This window comes from Escherichia sp. MOD1-EC7011 (assembly GCF_002965005.1).
In the GTDB taxonomy this organism is placed as follows: domain Bacteria; phylum Pseudomonadota; class Gammaproteobacteria; order Enterobacterales; family Enterobacteriaceae; genus Escherichia; species Escherichia ruysiae.
Genome location: NZ_PTRD01000002.1, coordinates 23489 through 39758, shown reverse-complemented (window position 1 = coordinate 39758; position 16270 = coordinate 23489). Strand labels below are relative to the sequence as shown.

The following is a 16270-nucleotide window of genomic DNA, read 5'->3' as shown; positions in this document are numbered from 1 at the left end:
CCTTTTTTACTTCGCTTTATTAACCGTGTTTATTTTTCAGTTCAAAGCGGGGTGATACCAGACCATACAGTGTCCAGCCGAGGAAGGTCACGATGGAGCCATACAGCATGGCCTCTTCCCCAGACGAGTACAGCGCATAAAAGCTGTACATCGCACCAATAAAGGCAACAAAGTTAGCCACTTTCGCTTTAGCAGCCGGAACATTCGCTGCTTTCTGGATGATTACCAGTGCTGCCATCGACAGAATATACGGGATGATATTGGTCACCACGGCCAGGTTAACCAACACGTTGAACTGGCTGTTCAGCGACGGGCTAATGGTCATCAGCGATAATCCACTCTGGATAATCACAAAGGTCAACATTCCCTGAACCGGTGCATCTACTTTGGTTACACGAGAGAAAATTTTCGGGAAGTACCCTTCATCGGCAGAAGATTTAAACACCTGGGCAATGGTGAACTGCCAGCCGAGCAATGAACCGCAGCAGGACATCACCATCAACGCCATAATCACTTTACCGACTTCCGGTGTGAACATCTGCGCGAAGGCCACTCCAAACGGTGCCGTTGAATTTGCCAGCTCCATATTTGGCACAATCCCGGCAATCACGTTGGTAGAGATGATATAAATCACCGCTGCGCCTAACGTACCGCCAAGAACAGCAATTGGCACGTTACGTTCCGGGTTTTCTACCACTTCAGCATTCGCACAGGCAGACTCCAGACCGAGAAAAGCCCACAATGTCATGGCAATGGAAGAACCTACCGCACCAAAGAACGGCACATGGTGTGGGTTCCATGAATTAGCGTACAGCGTCGGGCTAAACCAGAACCAGCCAATAATGCACAGGCCGACCACCGGAATAATTACTCCCCACACGGTAACGCTACTGATTTGTCCGGTGATGCGCGCACCGCCAAAGTTGGCAATAGTACAAATCCACAGCACACCAATCGTCGCCAGACCAATCTGCACTGGCGACAAACTCGCGCCGAGCAGTTCAGTACCGTAACCAACCGCAGAAATAGCAATCGCCACGTTAGCAATCAGCAGCGACACACCGTAGGTGTAGTTCGCCATAAAATTACCGGACTTACCAAAAGCATACTCCGCATAACCGCCCATACCGCCTGCTTTACGGCTGAACATACCGCATTTTGCGAATGCCCATGCCAGTGCCATTGAGCCTACGGCGGTAACCAGCCAGGAGATAATTGAGATTGTCCCAACTTCAGCAAGCTTTGTCGGCAGCATAATGATGCCGGAGCCCATCATGTTGACCATCGTCAGTATGGTTAACTGAACAACGCCCATCTTATTTGATTTTGCTTTGCTCATAATTGTTCCCCTTTCAACAGGGCGCTTTGCACTTCGCGTGGTTTGATGACATAGCACCAGACTTGCTTACGACCATCATGTTCTTCGATGTAGACACCCTGTAGCTCCGGCGCAAAACCTGGCAGCAGATTGATCCCTTCTTCGAGGGCACTGAAATAACGCAGAACAGCACCACCCCATATTTCACCTGGAACAACACACAGCACGCCCGGAGGATAAGGAAGCGCGCCTTCGGCAGCGATACGGCCTTCTGCATCCGGCAGGCGAACCAGCTCCACTTCGCCGCGTAAATAGGCGTAGTTGGTTTCTTGTGGATTCATGCTGACGCGAGGGAAGTGTTCCTTACGGAACATCTCTTTTTGCAGTTGTTTCACGTTGTGACGGGCATACAAATCATGCATTTCCTGGCACAACTGACGCAGGGTATAACCGGCGTAACGGGCTTCATGCTGTTTGTAGATGGAAGGCAGTACTTCTGCTAATGGCGCGTCAGACTCAAGCAGTTTTTCGAAGCGTACCAGTAGGGCAACAAGTTGCTGCAGTTTGGCCATATCTTCTGCCGGAGTAAGCAGGAAGAGGATGGAGTTAAGATCGCATTTTTCCGGCACTACGCCATTTTCGCGCAGGAAGTTAGCAAGAATCGTTGCGGGGACACCGAACGCTTCATATTCGCCGTTACGTGCATCAATGCCTGGCGTTGTCAGCAATAGTTTGCACGGATCGACAAAGTATTGATTCTCTGCATAGCCTTCAAAAGAATGCCAGTGTTCCCCTGGTACAAACTGGAAGAAGCGCAGATCAACCGCAATTTGCGCTGTTTCATACGACTGCCAGGGTTTACCATCCACCAGTTCAGGTACGAACGGACGAATATGCTGACAGTTATCGAGGATCAGTTTGCGGGTATTAATACCATTTACCACACAATCCATCCACATATTACGACCGCTGACACCTTCATGCATTTTGGCGTTGATATCCAGTGCGGCAAACAGCGGATAGAACGGGCTGGTGGAGGCATGCATCATAAAGGCGTTGTTCATGCGTTTGTGCGGTACATAACGCTGTTGCCCTTTGATATGGCTGTCTTTTTTATGAATTTGTGAAGTCTGGGAAAAACCAGCCTGCTGTTTATGTACGGATTGCGTAACCAGAATACCCGGATCGTTCTCATTAAGATCCAGCAACAGTGGTGAACAGTCAGCCATCATCGGGATAAATTGCTCATAGCCGACCCATGCGGAGTCAAACAGAATGTAGTCACACAGATGACCAATTTTATCCACCACCTGACGGGCGTTATAAATCGTACCGTCGTAAGTGCCTAGCTGAATAACGGCGAGGCGGAAAGGACGAGCCTCTTTTGCCCGCTGCGGTGCGACTTCCGCGATCAGCTCACGCAGGTAACTTTCTTCGAAGCAGTGCGCATCAATGCCACCGATAAAGCCATACGGGTTACGTGCCGTTTCCAGATAAACCGGTGTCGCGCCAGCCTGTAGCAACGCACCGTGGTGGTTAGATTTGTGGTTATCGCGGTCAAACAGTACCAGATCACCCGGTGTCAGCAGGGCGTTTAAAACCACTTTGTTAGAAGATGAAGTGCCATTTAGAACGAAGTATGTTTTATCGGCATTAAACACTTTTGCCGCATGTTGCTGTGCAATACATGGCGCGCCTTCGTGAATCAGCAGATCGCCCATCGCTACGTCTGCGTTGCACAAGTCGGCACGGAACAGCGCCTCACCAAAGTATTCCACAAACTGATTCCCCGCCGGATGGCGACGGAAAAATTCGCCGCCCTGATGACCAGGGCAATCGAACGCGCTGTTACCCTGATTGACATAATCGACCAGTGCGCGGAAGAAGGGCGGGCGCAGTTGAGTTTCATAATGGCTGGCTGCGGTTTCTAACTGACGACCATAAAATTCTCGTCGCGATTCGCAATTCTCAAAGACACCCGAAATACGGGGCAAATACTCTGCGGGTACACGTTCTTGATTTTCAGTAGCAATAAATACCGGGATGCCATAACCCGTGGCATCGATTTCATCGAGTTTTCCGCGTGTAACATCGTTGAGCGATAAAACTATTGCCGCCACATCGATATTACTGTTTTCATTAATATAGATACATTCTCGCTGCGTGGTAAAACAGTCCGGGCAAGAATCACTAACCGCAATTTTTAATTTTGACATTTTTCATCTCTTTATTTTTGGTAATAGCAGGTCCTCAATTTCTCGAATGAGAAATCGATCGTGCCGGAAATAAAAGCAAAGTTACCCCGCTGATAAATTAATCAGAAGTTTGCTTTTTTCAGAATGCAGAAACCCTTATCAGTCCGGTGGCTGACAATACAAGGGTTAACAGAGAATGAGCACTGCGGAATACAGACTTATGCCTGTAATACAGAGAGTCAGGAAGACCTGTACGCTGAAGTGCCCTTAGTCGATAGACTAACGGGCATTGAAGAAGTGAAAGTCGAAGCTATTGCGATGAGCAAACTTCATAATATGAGTTGTCCGCCTTATATGGGGCATAGTGCGGCTGTTATTTTCCATTTAATTTACCTTTCCTGATGTGAATGAAGGTGAAGGTATTCTATCCAGGAAATACGTTTGAACTGTGAAGGTGATCAATAAAAAATGATCAACCTTAATTTATTTAATGATGAGCTTTTTACTCAGTAATATAAAATATTGAATTGTTATTTTTGTGTGTTGTTTAAGATAAAAAGCCGTATTTATTATTACGGCTTTAATTAATAAAAGGCAGGATGTATTAAAATTAATATTCAAAGCATAAACCGATACCCAATACCGGTTTCAGTAATAAAATGGCGAGGCCGAGCCGGGTCTTGTTCCAGTTTTTGCCGCAGATGCCCCATATAAATCCGCAAATAGTGGCTGTGTTCAACCGCATTTGGCCCCCACACCTGGTTGAGTAACTGGCGCTGGGTGAGCACTTTCCCGGCGTTATTAAGCAGCACCGCCAGCAGGCGAAACTCAATCGGGGTGAGATGCACCTCTTCCTCACCGCGATGGATCACCCGAGCCGCTAAATCGACGGTAACATCAGAAAATTTCACCACCGGATCGGGCGCGGCGGTGGCTGAATGGCGGCGTAAGGCGACGCGCAGACGAGCCTGAAGCTCGCCAATGCCAAACGGTTTACTCAGGTAATCATCAGCTCCGGCATCCAGCGCGGCGATTTTGTCGCTCTCTTCACTACGTGCGGAAAGCACAATCACCGGCACCGCGCTCCACTGGCGCAGGTCGCGGATAAACTCAATCCCATCACCGTCGGGCAGACCGAGATCGAGAATAATTAAATCCGGCTTGCGGGTTGCCGCTTCCAGTAAGCCGCGTTGCAGCGTTTCGGCCTCAAAGACGCGCATACCATCGCCCTCCAGCGCCGTGCGCAGAAACCGACGAATAGCCTGTTCATCTTCAACAATCAGAACGTTTGTCACATATCCTCATGAAATTCTTCAAGTTCAGGGGCAGTTTGCTGGGGAAGTGTAACACGAAAACAGGCACCACCTTCCGGTCGGTTGAACGCGGTAATGGTGCCGCCGTGTACATCCACAATCGCCCGACAAATTGCCAGCCCAAGCCCTACACCCGGCACCGCCGATTCTTTATTCCCACGCGCAAACTTATCGAATATCGTCTGCTCCTGGCCTGGCGGAAGACCGGAGCCATTATCCCAGACATCCAGTTGTAGCTTCTCGCCCTCAACGTGGGCATCAATACCAATTTCGGCCTGCGCACCCGCGTATTTCACCGCGTTCTCCAGCAGATTAATCAGCACCCGTTCAAAGAGTGGTCCGTCAACGTGGATTAAAGTCAGCGGTTCTGGCAGAGAAAGGTTGATGGGCGACGATAATCCCGGTTCCAGCATTTGCAGCGCGCTGCCGACCACTTCTTCCAGCGTTAACCACTCTTTCTTCAAATTAAAGCCGCCGGACTGAATTCGCGCCATATCCAGTAGATTATTCACTAGTCGGGTAGTGTTCAGCACATGCTGGCGAATCTCGCTGGCCTGGCGGGCGTGGGGCGATCCTTCGCTTGCCAGATCGAGCGTTAAGATTTCAGCCTGACCGAACAGCACCGTAAGCGGAGTGCGTAAATCATGCGAAAGTGCCGCCAGCAGGGCGTTGCGGATCTGTTCACGTTCGCTTGCCATCCGCGCCTGTTCTTCGCTGGCGGTCAGCGTCAGGCGTTCCAGGGCATTGGCAACTAACAGCGTAAACGTCTCCAGCAGGCGCTGCTGTTCCGGGATCATCAACTGGCGCAGATTCCCCGGTTCCACCACCACCAGACCGTAGGTTTTCTCGCCGCTTTTTAACGGCAAAATCTGGTACGGCACGCCGGGTAACGTGTCGGTGCCCGCGCCCGCAGGCAGGCCTTTATCAAAACTCCACTGCGCGATGGCATCGTCCCACGGCGTCATTCCTTGCGGATGTGTCAATGGCTGCAATTTTCCATTGTCATCGGGTAACAATACCTGGCTGCGGGCATGAAACGTGGAGGCAATAAACTGTTCGCTGGTGGCGGCGATATCCTGCGGACTGCGGCCTACCGCCAGGGCTTTCGACATTTCATATAAGTGCCGTGTGCGTTGCTCGCGGTAGCGGGCTACCCGCGCCTGATAACGCACGCCAGCAGTAAGGTTCCCGATCACCAGTCCGACGGTTAACATCACCGTGAAGGTCAGCAGATATTGCACATCAGAGACGGCGAGCGTGCCGCGTGGAGCGATAAAAAAGAGATCGAAACTCACCACATTAATGACGGTGGCGACCACTGAAGGCCAGCGCCCATAAAATAGCGCCACCACTACCACGCCTAACAGATACAGCATCACCAGGTTGGCGGCATCAAACGCCATCAGCCACTGCATGGCAATTAAGGTGATAACGGCGCATAACGCGGCGGCAACCACGCATCCCTGAATCTGTACCCGCCACTTGTCTTTAAAAGAGCGGCTATCCGGCTCGTTGTTAATCGTGCGGGCGGGTGGTTCATCAAGCGCGACCAGCACCTGATCGAGATCGGGGGCGATGCGCGCCAGTCGGTCAGCAAACGTTTCCCGACGCCACCAGCGGCGCGAGGCCGGACGACCGAGAATAATCTTGCCGAGATTATGTTCACGGGCATAACGCACTACGGCTTTTTCTTCCGCTGGATCAGAAAGTGTTGCCGTCTCTGCGCCCAGCTCCTGCGCCAGACGTAAGGCGCGGAGAATTGCCCGACGTTTTTTCTCCGGTAAGCGATGCAGGGCAGGGGTTTCAACATACACCGCGTGCCAGACACTGCCCAGGCGCGAGGCCAACCGCGCCGCCGCGCGAACCAGTTTTTCGCTGCCGGTGTTATGGCCGATGCATAAAAGGATCGCGTCACGCGTGTGCCAGACTTTCTCTTCGCCAGGATGTCCCCGCCAGGCGCGCATTTGTTCATCTACGCGATCGGCAGTACGGCGCAGAGCCAGTTCGCGCAGGGCGATCAGATTGCCTTTGCGGAAAAAATGTTCAATGGCGCGCTCCGCCTGCCCGGCAATGTAGACTTTGCCTTCTTTCAGCCGTTGACGCAGATCGTCCGGGGGCAGGTCCACCAGCACCACGTCGTCGGCAGCATCAAAAAAAGGATCAGGCACGGTTTCCCGTACCTGAATTCCGGTGACGCCGCTGACCACATCGTTCAGGCTTTCCAGGTGCTGAACGTTGACGGTAGTGAAAACATCAATGCCAGCTTCCAGCAGCTCTTCGATGTCCTGCCAGCGTTTGGGATGACGGGAACCTGGCGCATTACTGTGCGCCAGTTCGTCCATTAAGATCAGTGCCGGACGGCGGGCGAGGGCAGCATCGAGATCAAACTCGCTGATGTGCCGCCCACGGTACGCCTGGCGTTTTAGCGGCAGAACAGCCAGCCCTTCCAGCATTGCGGCAGTATCTTTCCGACCGTGGGTTTCTACCACGCCAACCACAATATCCAGCCCTTGCGCCCGCAGTCGCTGTGCTTCTGCCAGCATCGCCCAGGTCTTCCCGACGCCTGCACAGGCACCGAAGAAAACTTTCAGCTTCCCCCGATGCGGCGCGGCAGTTTGTTCCAGCAGACGATCGGGGTCGGGACGTAAGGGTTCGTTATTCATCAAGTTTATCCAGCGCCAGATTGAGTTCAACAATGTTGACGACCGGCTGGCCGATAAATTTCACCAGCGGTTGTTGGCTGTATTTTGCGATCAGTTGCGTGAGCTGTTCAACGCTGAGATTACGCACTTTCGCCACGCGTGGGATTTGCCAGGCCGCCGCTTGCGGGGTGATATTATTGTCCAGCCCGCTTGCCGATGCCGTCACCAGTTCAACCGGAACGCTCGCGCTGGCATCCGGGTTAGCGGCCCGTAATGCAGCAACGCGTGCGGCTATTAGTTTATCCAGTTCAGGGTTACTGACCGCCAGATTACTCCCGCCAGAAGCCTGTGGATTATAGGGCATTTCTGCCGTTGCCGATGGGCGACCATGAAAATAGCCGTTGCCGGTAAAATTCTGCCCGATTAACGCTGAGCCGCGTACCGTATCACCTTCACGAATCAACGAACCGTTGGCCTGCCAGGGAAACCACCATTGCCCCAGCGCGGTGGTCAGTAGCGGATAAACACCGCCAGTGATCAATAACAGAAAGAGAAATGTCGATAATGCCGGACGTAATCCACTCATGGTAACCCTCACACCAGACCGCAAACGGTCAGCAGTAAATCAATCACTTTGATACCGATAAACGGCACCAGCAGCCCACCCAGACCGTAAATCCATAAGTTACGGCGCAACATGGCAGAAGCCGTAAGCGGTTTATAACTCACGCCTTTTAACGCCAGAGGAATCAAAAAGACGATAATCAAGGCGTTGAAAATCACCGCACTGAGAATGGCGGAGTCGGGCGAATGCAGGCGCATAATGTTCAGCGCATTTAACTGCGGATACGTTGCCGCGAACGCCGCCGGAATAATGGCGAAGTATTTCGCTACATCGTTGGCAATGCTGAAGGTGGTCAGCGAGCCACGGGTCATCAGCATCTGTTTGCCAATGTGCACCACCTCGATCAACTTGGTCGGGTTGGAGTCGAGATCCACCATATTGCCCGCTTCTTTCGCTGCCTGGGTGCCGGAGTTCATCGCCACCGCGACATCTGCCTGCGCCAGCGCCGGAGCATCGTTGGTGCCGTCGCCGGTCATCGCCACTAAACGGCCTTCTGCCTGATACTGACGAATCAACGCCAGCTTGGCTTCTGGTGTCGCTTCGGCGAGGAAATCATCGACGCCCGCTTCCGCAGCAATCGCGGCGGCAGTCAGACGGTTATCGCCGGTAATCATCACCGTTTTAATGCCCATTTTACGCAGTTGGGCGAAACGCTCTTTAATGCCGCCTTTGACGATATCTTTCAGTGCAATAACGCCCAGCACACGGGAACCTTCCACCACCACCAGCGGCGTGACCCCCTGACGCGCAACGTTATCAACTTTTTGATCGACATTGGCAGGGAAGTGACCACCGTTAGCCTCAACATGGCGGCGAATAGCATCGACAGAACCTTTACGGATCATACGGTTATCGATGTTGATCCCACTCATCCGGCTTTGCGCAGTAAACGGCACAAAAGTAGCGTGAAGCGACTGCACATCGCGCTCGCGCAGGTTAAAACGCTGCTTGGCGAGGATCACAATACTGCGGCCTTCCGGCGTTTCGTCGGCCAGCGAAGCCAGTTGTGCGGCATCGGCCAGCGTTTTTTCCTCTACGCCCTGCGCGGGGATAAACTCCGACGCCTGACGGTTACCTAGCGTGATGGTGCCGGTTTTATCCAGCAGCAGAACGTCAACGTCGCCCGCCGCTTCAACGGCACGTCCGCTGGTGGCGATAACATTCGCACCCAGCATCCGGCTCATCCCGGCGACGCCGATCGCTGAAAGCAAGCCGCCAATAGTCGTTGGGATCAGACAGACCAGCAGCGCCACCAGTACCGTTACGCTGACCGCGTTACCGCCCCAGGCAGAAAATGGCCATAGCGTTGCGGTTGCCAGTAAAAAGACGATGGTCAGGGCAATCAGCAGGATGGTCAGGGCAATCTCGTTCGGCGTTTTACGTCGCTGTGCGCCTTCCACCATTGCGATCATCCGATCCAAAAATGTCTCGCCGGGGTTAACGCTGCATTCAATCACCAGCCAGTCAGAAAGAATACGCGTACCGCCAGTGACGGAGGCAAAATCGCCGCCGGATTCACGGATCACCGGTGCTGATTCCCCGGTGATGGCGCTTTCATCAACCGATGCGCCACCTTCAATAACCTCACCATCACAGGGGATAATATCGCCTGCCTCTACCAGCACGATGTCACCTTTACGTAGTTGATCGGCAGGAACTTTGTCCGCCGCAGCGCCATATTTCGGCTCACGCAGCTTGCGGGCAAAGGCAGTTTTTTTGACCCCTTTCAGACTGTTGGCCTGCGCTTTACTGCGGCCTTCTGCCAGCGCCTCGGCGAAATTAGCGAACAGCACGGTGATCCACAGCCAGCCACTAATTGCCGCGCTAAACAGCGCATTGCCAGGCATCGCGCCGCTTGCCATCGCGATGCTAATACAGGTGGTCAGCAGACTGCCTATCCAGACGATAAACATCACCGGATTGCGCCATTGCGCCTGCGGGTTTAATTTTTTCACCGCTTCTTTCAGCGCCTGAACGACAAGTGTTGGTTCGAATAGCGCCAGTTGTTTACGACTCATATTCAGTGCTCACTCAAGATCATCAGGAGAGATATTCCGCCACCGGACCAAGCGCCAGGGCAGGGATAAAGGTCAGTGCGCCAACCAGCAACACGGTGCCGATTAACAGGCCAACAAACAGCGGGCCGTGCGTAGGCAGCGTGCCGGAGCTGGCGGGTTGGCTCTTTTTACTCACCAGCGAACCGGCAATCGCCATCACCGGAATAATCACCCCGAAGCGACCGACAAACATGCAGAACGCCAGTAAACAGTTCCAGAATGGTGAGTTGGCGCTTAAGCCGGCAAAGGCGCTGCCATTGTTGTTGGCGGCGGACGACACGGCATACAGCACTTCGCTAAAACCATGCGGTCCAGGGTTGAGCATGGCGCTACGTCCGGCGTCGGTCATCATCGCCAGCGCCGCGCCCATCAACACCAGCGTCGGGGTGACCAGAATCGCCAGCGCGGTCAGTTTCATCTCGCGCACGTCGATTTTTTTACCCAGATATTCCGGTGTGCGACCAATCATCAGCCCGGCAATAAACACCGCCAGCAGGACGAACAGCATCATGCCGTAAAGGCCAGAACCAACGCCGCCGAATACCACTTCACCAATTTGCATCAACCACATCGGCACCATGCCACCAGGAGCGGTAAACGAATCATGCATCGCAATCACCGCACCGCAGGAAGCTGCTGTAGTCACGACTGCAAACAGGCTACTGACCAGCACGCCAAAACGGCTCTCTTTACCTTCCATATTGATGTTGCTGTCTGCGCCGAGTGCCAGCAGATGCGGATTACCCTGAACTTCTGCCCACATCACCACGCCTACGCAGATGACAAAAATCACCGACATCGCCCACAGCAACATGCGCCCCTGGCGGCGATCGCCCGCCACTTCGCCAAAGGCAAAACACAGCGCCGTTGGGATCAAGAAGATCGCCAGCATTTGCACGAAGTTGGTCAGTGCTGTTGGGTTTTCAAACGGATGCGACGAGTTGGCATTAAAGAAACCGCCGCCGTTAGTGCCGAGCATCTTGATCGCTTCCTGAGAAGCTACCGGTCCCATCGGTAACAGTTGTTGTACACCTTCAACGGTCGTCACCGGCTGATAGGGCAGAAAATTTTGCAGCGCACCTTGTTGAATAAAAAACAGTGCGATCAACAACGCCACAGGGGCTAACACCCATAACGTGATGCGTAGCAGATCGACCCAGGCATTGCCGAGCGTGCTCATGCTCTGGCGGGTAAATGCGCGGATGAGGGCAAAAATCACCGCAATCCCGCTGGCGGCAGAAAGAAAATTTTGCACTGTTAAACCCGCCATCTGGCTGAAATAGCTCAACGTGGTTTCACCGCTATAAGATTGCCAGTTGGTATTAGTGACAAAGCTGACGGCGGTATTGAGCGCCAGATCCCACGACAGCCCCGGCAACTGCTGCGGATTAAGCGGCAGATAGTGCTGACCGAGCAACATAAAAAACAGCACCGCCAGCCCCAGCATGTTCAGGCAGAGAATGGCAGAGAGATATTGCTTCCAGTTCATCTCGCGACCAGAGACGCCAAGTGCGCGAAAGAGTACGCACTCAACGCCCGCCGTACCGGGAAGAGGAATATCATTAATCAGCCGCGCCAGCCCGCTGCCTAAAGGGCGCGCCAGCACCATCAGCACCAGTAAAAACGTGGCGATCAGTAAGAACCCTTGCGCAGCCATCAGAACGCCTCCGCATTGATCAGGGCATAAACCAGATAACCCAGTAATAAAAACACCAGCAATACGCCGGCTATCACGCCTGCACTCACAGTGCACCTCCAGTGGCCTAAAAGTGATACCGGAAGGGTAGAATTCTGGCTGCAAAGATTTCGCAAAAATCTGCGGGCGGGGTGTAAAAAAAGTATAAAAATGGCAAAAGCCATGATTTAACTAATGATTAGTATTAATTTAACTTTCATGTAACTTAATTACACGGTGAATGTAAATAAACCATCAATAAGCAAAAATAAGTGGTCGGATGAGTAGTAAAATTACACAAAAGGCGGTACTATTTTCATCAGATAAACAAATTCATTTTTCCGGTGCCATTCACCGGGTAGATACAAAAAGGGGGAGAAAAGTATGGAACTCTACAGAGAATATCCTGCATGGCTTATCTTTTTACGCCGTACTTATGCGGTTGCAGCGGGCGTACTGGCGCTGCCTTTCATGCTTTTCTGGAAAGACCGCGCCCGCTTTTACAGCTACCTGCATCGCGTCTGGTCGAAAACCAGCGAGAAACCGGTGTGGATGGATCAGGCCGAAAAGGCAACCGGTGATTTTTATTGATTGCTAAACACTAAGTTCAAAGAAAACCGCCAGCGGAAACGCTGGCGGTTTTTTTGTTTTCGCCGTCTACACTTACTCCTGTAAACCGCTCAGGAGCAGTAATGAATCAGCAACTTTTTGATGACAGCACCCTTATCCGCATTTTTGCTTTGCACGAGTTACACCGTCTTAAAGAGCGAGGCTTAACTCGCGCGGCGCTTCTCGATTATCACAGCCGCTATAAACTCGTATTTCTGGCTCATTCTCAGCCCGAGTACCGCAAGCTCGGCCCGTTCGTGGCAGATATTCACCAGTGGCATAATCTGGAGGAGTATTACAACCAGTATCGCCAGCGCGTAATTATTTTGCTTTCTCACCCCGCCAACCCGCGCGATCACACCAACGTTTTGATGCACGTTCAGGGGTATTTTCGTCCCCATCTTGATTCCACAGAACGTCAGCAACTGGCGGCGCTTATCGACAGTTATCGATGTGGCGAGCAACCGCTTCTTGCGCCGCTGATGCGTATCAAACACTATATGGCGCTTTATCCTAATGCCTGGCTTTCAGGGCAACGTTATTTCGAACTTTGGCCGCGTGTTATTAACTTGCGCCATGCAGGAGTTTTATGACCACCCATCTGGTCTGGTTTCGCCAGGATTTACGTCTGCACGATAATCTCGCGCTGGCTGCTGCCTGCCGCAATTCATCTGCACACGTGGTGGCGCTGTTTATTGCCACACCGCAGCAGTGGGCAGCGCATAATATGTCGCCGCGTCAGGCTGAACTTATCAATGCTCAACTGAACGGGCTACAAATCGCGCTGGCGGAAAAAGGTATTCCTTTGTTATTTCATGAAGTGGATGACTTTGCTGCCAGCGTCGAAATGGTTAAACAGGTGTGCGTGGAAAACGGCATTACCCATTTGTTTTATAACTATCAGTATGAAGTGAATGAGCGAGCGCGGGATGCTCTGGTTGAGAAAACGCTTTGTAACGTGGTGTGTGAAGGATTTGATGGCAGCGTGATCCTGCCACCTGGCGCGGTGATGACCGGTAACCATGAGATGTACAAAGTCTTTACGCCATTTAAAAATGCCTGGCTGAAACGGCTGCGGGAAGGGATGCCGGAGTGCGTCGCTGCACCTAAAGTACGTAGTAGCGGATCGATAGACCCCGCACCATCCATTTCGCTGAATTACCCTCGTCAGCCTTTCGACACAGCATATTTCCCGGTGGAAGAAAAAGTGGCGATTGCGCAATTACGCCAGTTTTGCCAGAACGGAGCAGGGCTGTACGAGCAACAGCGTGATTTCCCGGCAGTGGAAGGCACCAGCCGTTTGTCCGCTAGTCTGGCAACGGGAGGATTATCGCCTCGCCAGTGTTTACATCGCCTGCTGGCGGAACAACCGCAGGCGATGGAGGGCGGGGCAGGTAGCGTCTGGCTTAATGAGTTGATTTGGCGCGAGTTTTACCGTCACCTGATAACGTATTACCCCTCGCTGTGTAAACATCGTCCGTTTATTGCCTGGACTGACCGCGTACAGTGGCAAAGCAATCCCGCGCATTTAAAGGCCTGGCAGGAAGGCAAAACGGGATACCCGATTGTCGATGCCGCCATGCGTCAGCTTAACAACACTGGCTGGATGCATAACCGTCTGCGGATGATCACAGCTAGCTTTCTGGTGAAAGATTTGTTGATTGACTGGCGCGAAGGGGAGCGGTATTTCATGTCGCAGCTGATTGATGGTGATTTGGCAGCCAATAACGGCGGCTGGCAGTGGGCGGCTTCCACCGGAACCGATGCTGCGCCGTATTTTCGTATTTTCAACCCGACAACCCAGGGCGAGAAATTTGACCGCGAAGGCGAGTTTATCCGCCAGTGGTTACCGGAGCTGCGCGATGTGCCGGGAAAATCGGTGCATGAGCCGTGGAAGTGGGCAGAGAAAGCAGGTGTGACGCTGGATTATCCGCAACCGATAGTCGATCACAAAGAAGCGAGAGTACGAACGTTGGCAGCGTATGAGGCGGCGAGGAAGGGGAAATAACAGACTCGTCGGGCAATTGTGCCCAGTTGCCGGATGCGGCGTGAACGCCGTATCCGGCCTGATAGTGCAAATTTAATGAGCCATCCAGGCGTGATAAGACGCGTCAGCGTCGCATCAGGCGCTTATTAAGACTCCAGCGCCAGTGCGCGGTTTCTGAATTTCAGCGTCTGGTACAGCCAAATCATCAGTACCAGTCCTACACACGCCAGTGCGCCCCAGGTGATTTGATCAAACACTTCAATATATGCATTGATGGAATAGTTGATCGCCCCGGAAGCATCAAACGAAGCTTGCGATGTCTGATCGGCAATGACGCCAGCCAGATAGTTCGCAATCGCGCCGGAAAGCAGCATATAAATTCCGGTTAATACGCCGGTCACGCCGGGGATTTCAATACGCGTAATTTGCGACATGGCTACCGGATCGATAAACAGTTCGGCAAAGCCCATCACTGCCAGCCCCAGAACCATCAGTGGCAGGGAAGAGTGTCCATATATCGCAGACCAGCGGGCGCTTAAGGTCAGAATGCAGAATCCGGCGCTCATCAGACCGAGGCCAAGAGCAAATTTTCCCCAAATGCGCACGGTACGATTTCCCGCGACGCTCTCTTTTACCACCCACGCAAGGAACACCCCACACAGCATGACCGCGAAGGCATTAATCGACTGGAACATCGCCGTAGGAACGGTATAACCGAAAATATCGCGGTTAACGAAACGGTCGATATAAAGGCTAATCGAACTGCCGCCCTGTTGTGCGAAGGCCCAGAACAACATACTGAAGAAGGTAAGGGTAACAATCAGCCCCAGTTCTTTACGCTGTTTCTGATTTTCTGCCTGGCGATAAATTTTTGCCAGCACCGCCAGTCCAATCACCGTGGCAACAATTAAGGCGTATACCGACCACTCTTTCCAGAACAATACAGTAATCAGCGCGGGCATTGCGACCAGCAGAACCAGCAGCCATCCCCAGTTTGGCAGGAGAAAGTTTTTCGCACACAGCACCTCTTTATTAACGCCCCGGGTATGAGCGAAATGACGATTGCCGCATAAGAAAATGACCAGCCCGGAGATCATCCCGACCGCAGCCAGGCCAAAGCCCATTGCCCAGCTGTATTCTTCCTGGGCGTAACCACAGGCGATTGGGGCGATAATAGAACCCACGTTACCTGCCGCATACATCAGCGAGAAACCGCCATCACGACGCGGATCGGTTGGCTCATAGAGTTCGCCAAGCAGGCAACTGACGTTGGATTTAAACAGGCCATAGCCGCAGACGATAATCGCCAGCGACAAATAGAGGAATGTCGGATGGATCTCGCTGGCGCCCAGCACCAGATGCCCGATCGCCATCAACAACGCTCCCAGCATTACCGCCATACGGTTGCCGAGCACTTTATCGGCCAGGAAACCGCCAAGAATTGGCGTGACATATACCAGTGAACAGTAGGCACTGAATAACGCGTAAGCGTGGGTATCGTTGTACTTCAGTTGATTGGTGAGATAGAGAATCAGCAGGGCGCGCATTCCGTAGAAGCTAAAATATTCCCAGATTTGTAGCGCGACAACGTAGTAGATAGCGCGCGGCTGTGATGCGTGTTTATTCATAATAATTCCACAGTTGGATGCGACGCCACGTAATAAAAGCGCGGTGTGCGTGTGTTTCCTTAAAGTTAAAACCTTGATACAGATCTGATTATTTATGCAATATGCTGTCTGTTTGCATAAATATACATGAACTGAGGTGTGGTGAAATAAACAATTTGCGCCTTTTGGCCGCCTGTTTGTTTCTTAATATGTCAAAAGATTGGCTATCGACGAACAGGCGA

Annotated in this window: 13 protein-coding genes; 3 read left to right on the top strand and 10 right to left on the bottom strand. The window is 52.5% G+C overall.

Annotation, left to right across the window (positions count from 1 at the left end; all coding sequences use genetic code 11):
* Positions 1–19 precede the first annotated feature (19 nt).
* The 9 genes from potE to kdpF form a co-directional block, all read right to left on the bottom strand.
* On the bottom strand, positions 20–1339 hold the full coding sequence (gene potE / locus A7098_RS01265) for a putrescine-ornithine antiporter (protein ID WP_105280210.1): 1320 nt from the start codon (positions 1337–1339) through the stop codon (positions 20–22).
* Complete coding sequence (gene speF / locus A7098_RS01260) at positions 1336–3534, bottom strand: ornithine decarboxylase SpeF (protein ID WP_105280209.1); 2199 nt, start codon at positions 3532–3534, stop codon at positions 1336–1338. Before speF ends, potE begins: the two co-directional genes overlap by 4 nt.
* Positions 3535–3792: 258 nt before the next feature.
* Positions 3793–3897 (bottom strand): leader peptide SpeFL, encoded by a 105-nt coding sequence (locus A7098_RS24075; protein WP_211180488.1) that lies wholly within the window; start codon positions 3895–3897, stop codon positions 3793–3795.
* Between the two features lie 233 nt (positions 3898–4130).
* Positions 4131–4808, bottom strand: a complete 678-nt coding sequence (gene kdpE, locus A7098_RS01250) for a two-component system response regulator KdpE (RefSeq protein WP_000186069.1) — start codon at positions 4806–4808, stop codon at positions 4131–4133.
* On the bottom strand, positions 4805–7489 hold the full coding sequence (gene kdpD / locus A7098_RS01245) for a two-component system sensor histidine kinase KdpD (RefSeq protein WP_105280207.1): 2685 nt from the start codon (positions 7487–7489) through the stop codon (positions 4805–4807). The genes kdpE and kdpD overlap by 4 nt, the downstream gene beginning before the upstream one ends.
* On the bottom strand, positions 7482–8054 hold the full coding sequence (gene kdpC, locus A7098_RS01240; RefSeq protein ID WP_105280206.1) for a K(+)-transporting ATPase subunit C: 573 nt from the start codon (positions 8052–8054) through the stop codon (positions 7482–7484). The genes kdpD and kdpC overlap by 8 nt, the downstream gene beginning before the upstream one ends.
* A gap of 8 nt (positions 8055–8062) precedes the next feature.
* Positions 8063–10111 (bottom strand): potassium-transporting ATPase subunit KdpB, encoded by a 2049-nt coding sequence (gene kdpB, locus A7098_RS01235; RefSeq protein ID WP_105280205.1) that lies wholly within the window; start codon positions 10109–10111, stop codon positions 8063–8065.
* Positions 10112–10133: 22 nt separating this feature from the next.
* Positions 10134–11807 (bottom strand): potassium-transporting ATPase subunit KdpA, encoded by a 1674-nt coding sequence (gene kdpA / locus A7098_RS01230; protein WP_032224954.1) that lies wholly within the window; start codon positions 11805–11807, stop codon positions 10134–10136.
* Positions 11807–11896 (bottom strand): K(+)-transporting ATPase subunit F, encoded by a 90-nt coding sequence (kdpF, locus tag A7098_RS01225; protein ID WP_001365534.1) that lies wholly within the window; start codon positions 11894–11896, stop codon positions 11807–11809. The genes kdpA and kdpF overlap by 1 nt, the downstream gene beginning before the upstream one ends.
* Positions 11897–12209: 313 nt before the next feature.
* Between kdpF and A7098_RS01220 the strand changes: the two genes are divergently transcribed.
* From A7098_RS01220 to phrB, 3 genes are all read left to right on the top strand, one after another.
* Entirely contained in the window at positions 12210–12416 is a 207-nt protein-coding gene (locus tag A7098_RS01220) for a YbfA family protein (RefSeq protein WP_000424926.1), read from the top strand.
* 101 nt (positions 12417–12517) lie between these two features.
* The gene (locus A7098_RS01215) at positions 12518–13027 is read left to right on the top strand and encodes a YbgA family protein (protein WP_105280204.1); all 510 of its coding nucleotides are present in this window, start codon (positions 12518–12520) and stop codon (positions 13025–13027) included.
* Positions 13024–14442: a deoxyribodipyrimidine photo-lyase gene (gene phrB / locus A7098_RS01210; protein WP_105280203.1), complete on the top strand. Its 1419-nt coding sequence runs from the start codon at positions 13024–13026 to the stop codon at positions 14440–14442. Before A7098_RS01215 ends, phrB begins: the two co-directional genes overlap by 4 nt.
* A gap of 125 nt (positions 14443–14567) precedes the next feature.
* On the opposite strand, the gene dtpD is transcribed toward phrB, so the two are convergent.
* Positions 14568–16049: a dipeptide permease DtpD gene (dtpD, locus tag A7098_RS01205; protein ID WP_105280202.1), complete on the bottom strand. Its 1482-nt coding sequence runs from the start codon at positions 16047–16049 to the stop codon at positions 14568–14570.
* Positions 16050–16270 lie beyond the last annotated feature (221 nt).

Excerpts from the sequence above, each read along its gene's own strand:
- potE (WP_105280210.1), bottom strand. The coding sequence starts at position 1,339 with ATGAGCAAAGCAAAATCAAATAAGATGGGCGTTGTTCAGTTAACCATA.
- A7098_RS01215 (WP_105280204.1), top strand. The coding sequence starts at position 12,518 with ATGAATCAGCAACTTTTTGATGACAGCACCCTTATCCGCATTTTTGCT.
- kdpC (WP_105280206.1), bottom strand. The coding sequence starts at position 8,054 with ATGAGTGGATTACGTCCGGCATTATCGACATTTCTCTTTCTGTTATTG.
- kdpA (WP_032224954.1), bottom strand. The coding sequence starts at position 11,807 with ATGGCTGCGCAAGGGTTCTTACTGATCGCCACGTTTTTACTGGTGCTG.
- kdpD (WP_105280207.1), bottom strand. The coding sequence starts at position 7,489 with ATGAATAACGAACCCTTACGTCCCGACCCCGATCGTCTGCTGGAACAA.
- phrB (WP_105280203.1), top strand. The coding sequence starts at position 13,024 with ATGACCACCCATCTGGTCTGGTTTCGCCAGGATTTACGTCTGCACGAT.
- A7098_RS24075 (WP_211180488.1), bottom strand. The coding sequence starts at position 3,897 with ATGGAAAATAACAGCCGCACTATGCCCCATATAAGGCGGACAACTCAT.
- dtpD (WP_105280202.1), bottom strand. The coding sequence starts at position 16,049 with ATGAATAAACACGCATCACAGCCGCGCGCTATCTACTACGTTGTCGCG.
- speF (WP_105280209.1), bottom strand. The coding sequence starts at position 3,534 with ATGTCAAAATTAAAAATTGCGGTTAGTGATTCTTGCCCGGACTGTTTT.
- A7098_RS01220 (WP_000424926.1), top strand. The coding sequence starts at position 12,210 with ATGGAACTCTACAGAGAATATCCTGCATGGCTTATCTTTTTACGCCGT.
- kdpB (WP_105280205.1), bottom strand. The coding sequence starts at position 10,111 with ATGAGTCGTAAACAACTGGCGCTATTCGAACCAACACTTGTCGTTCAG.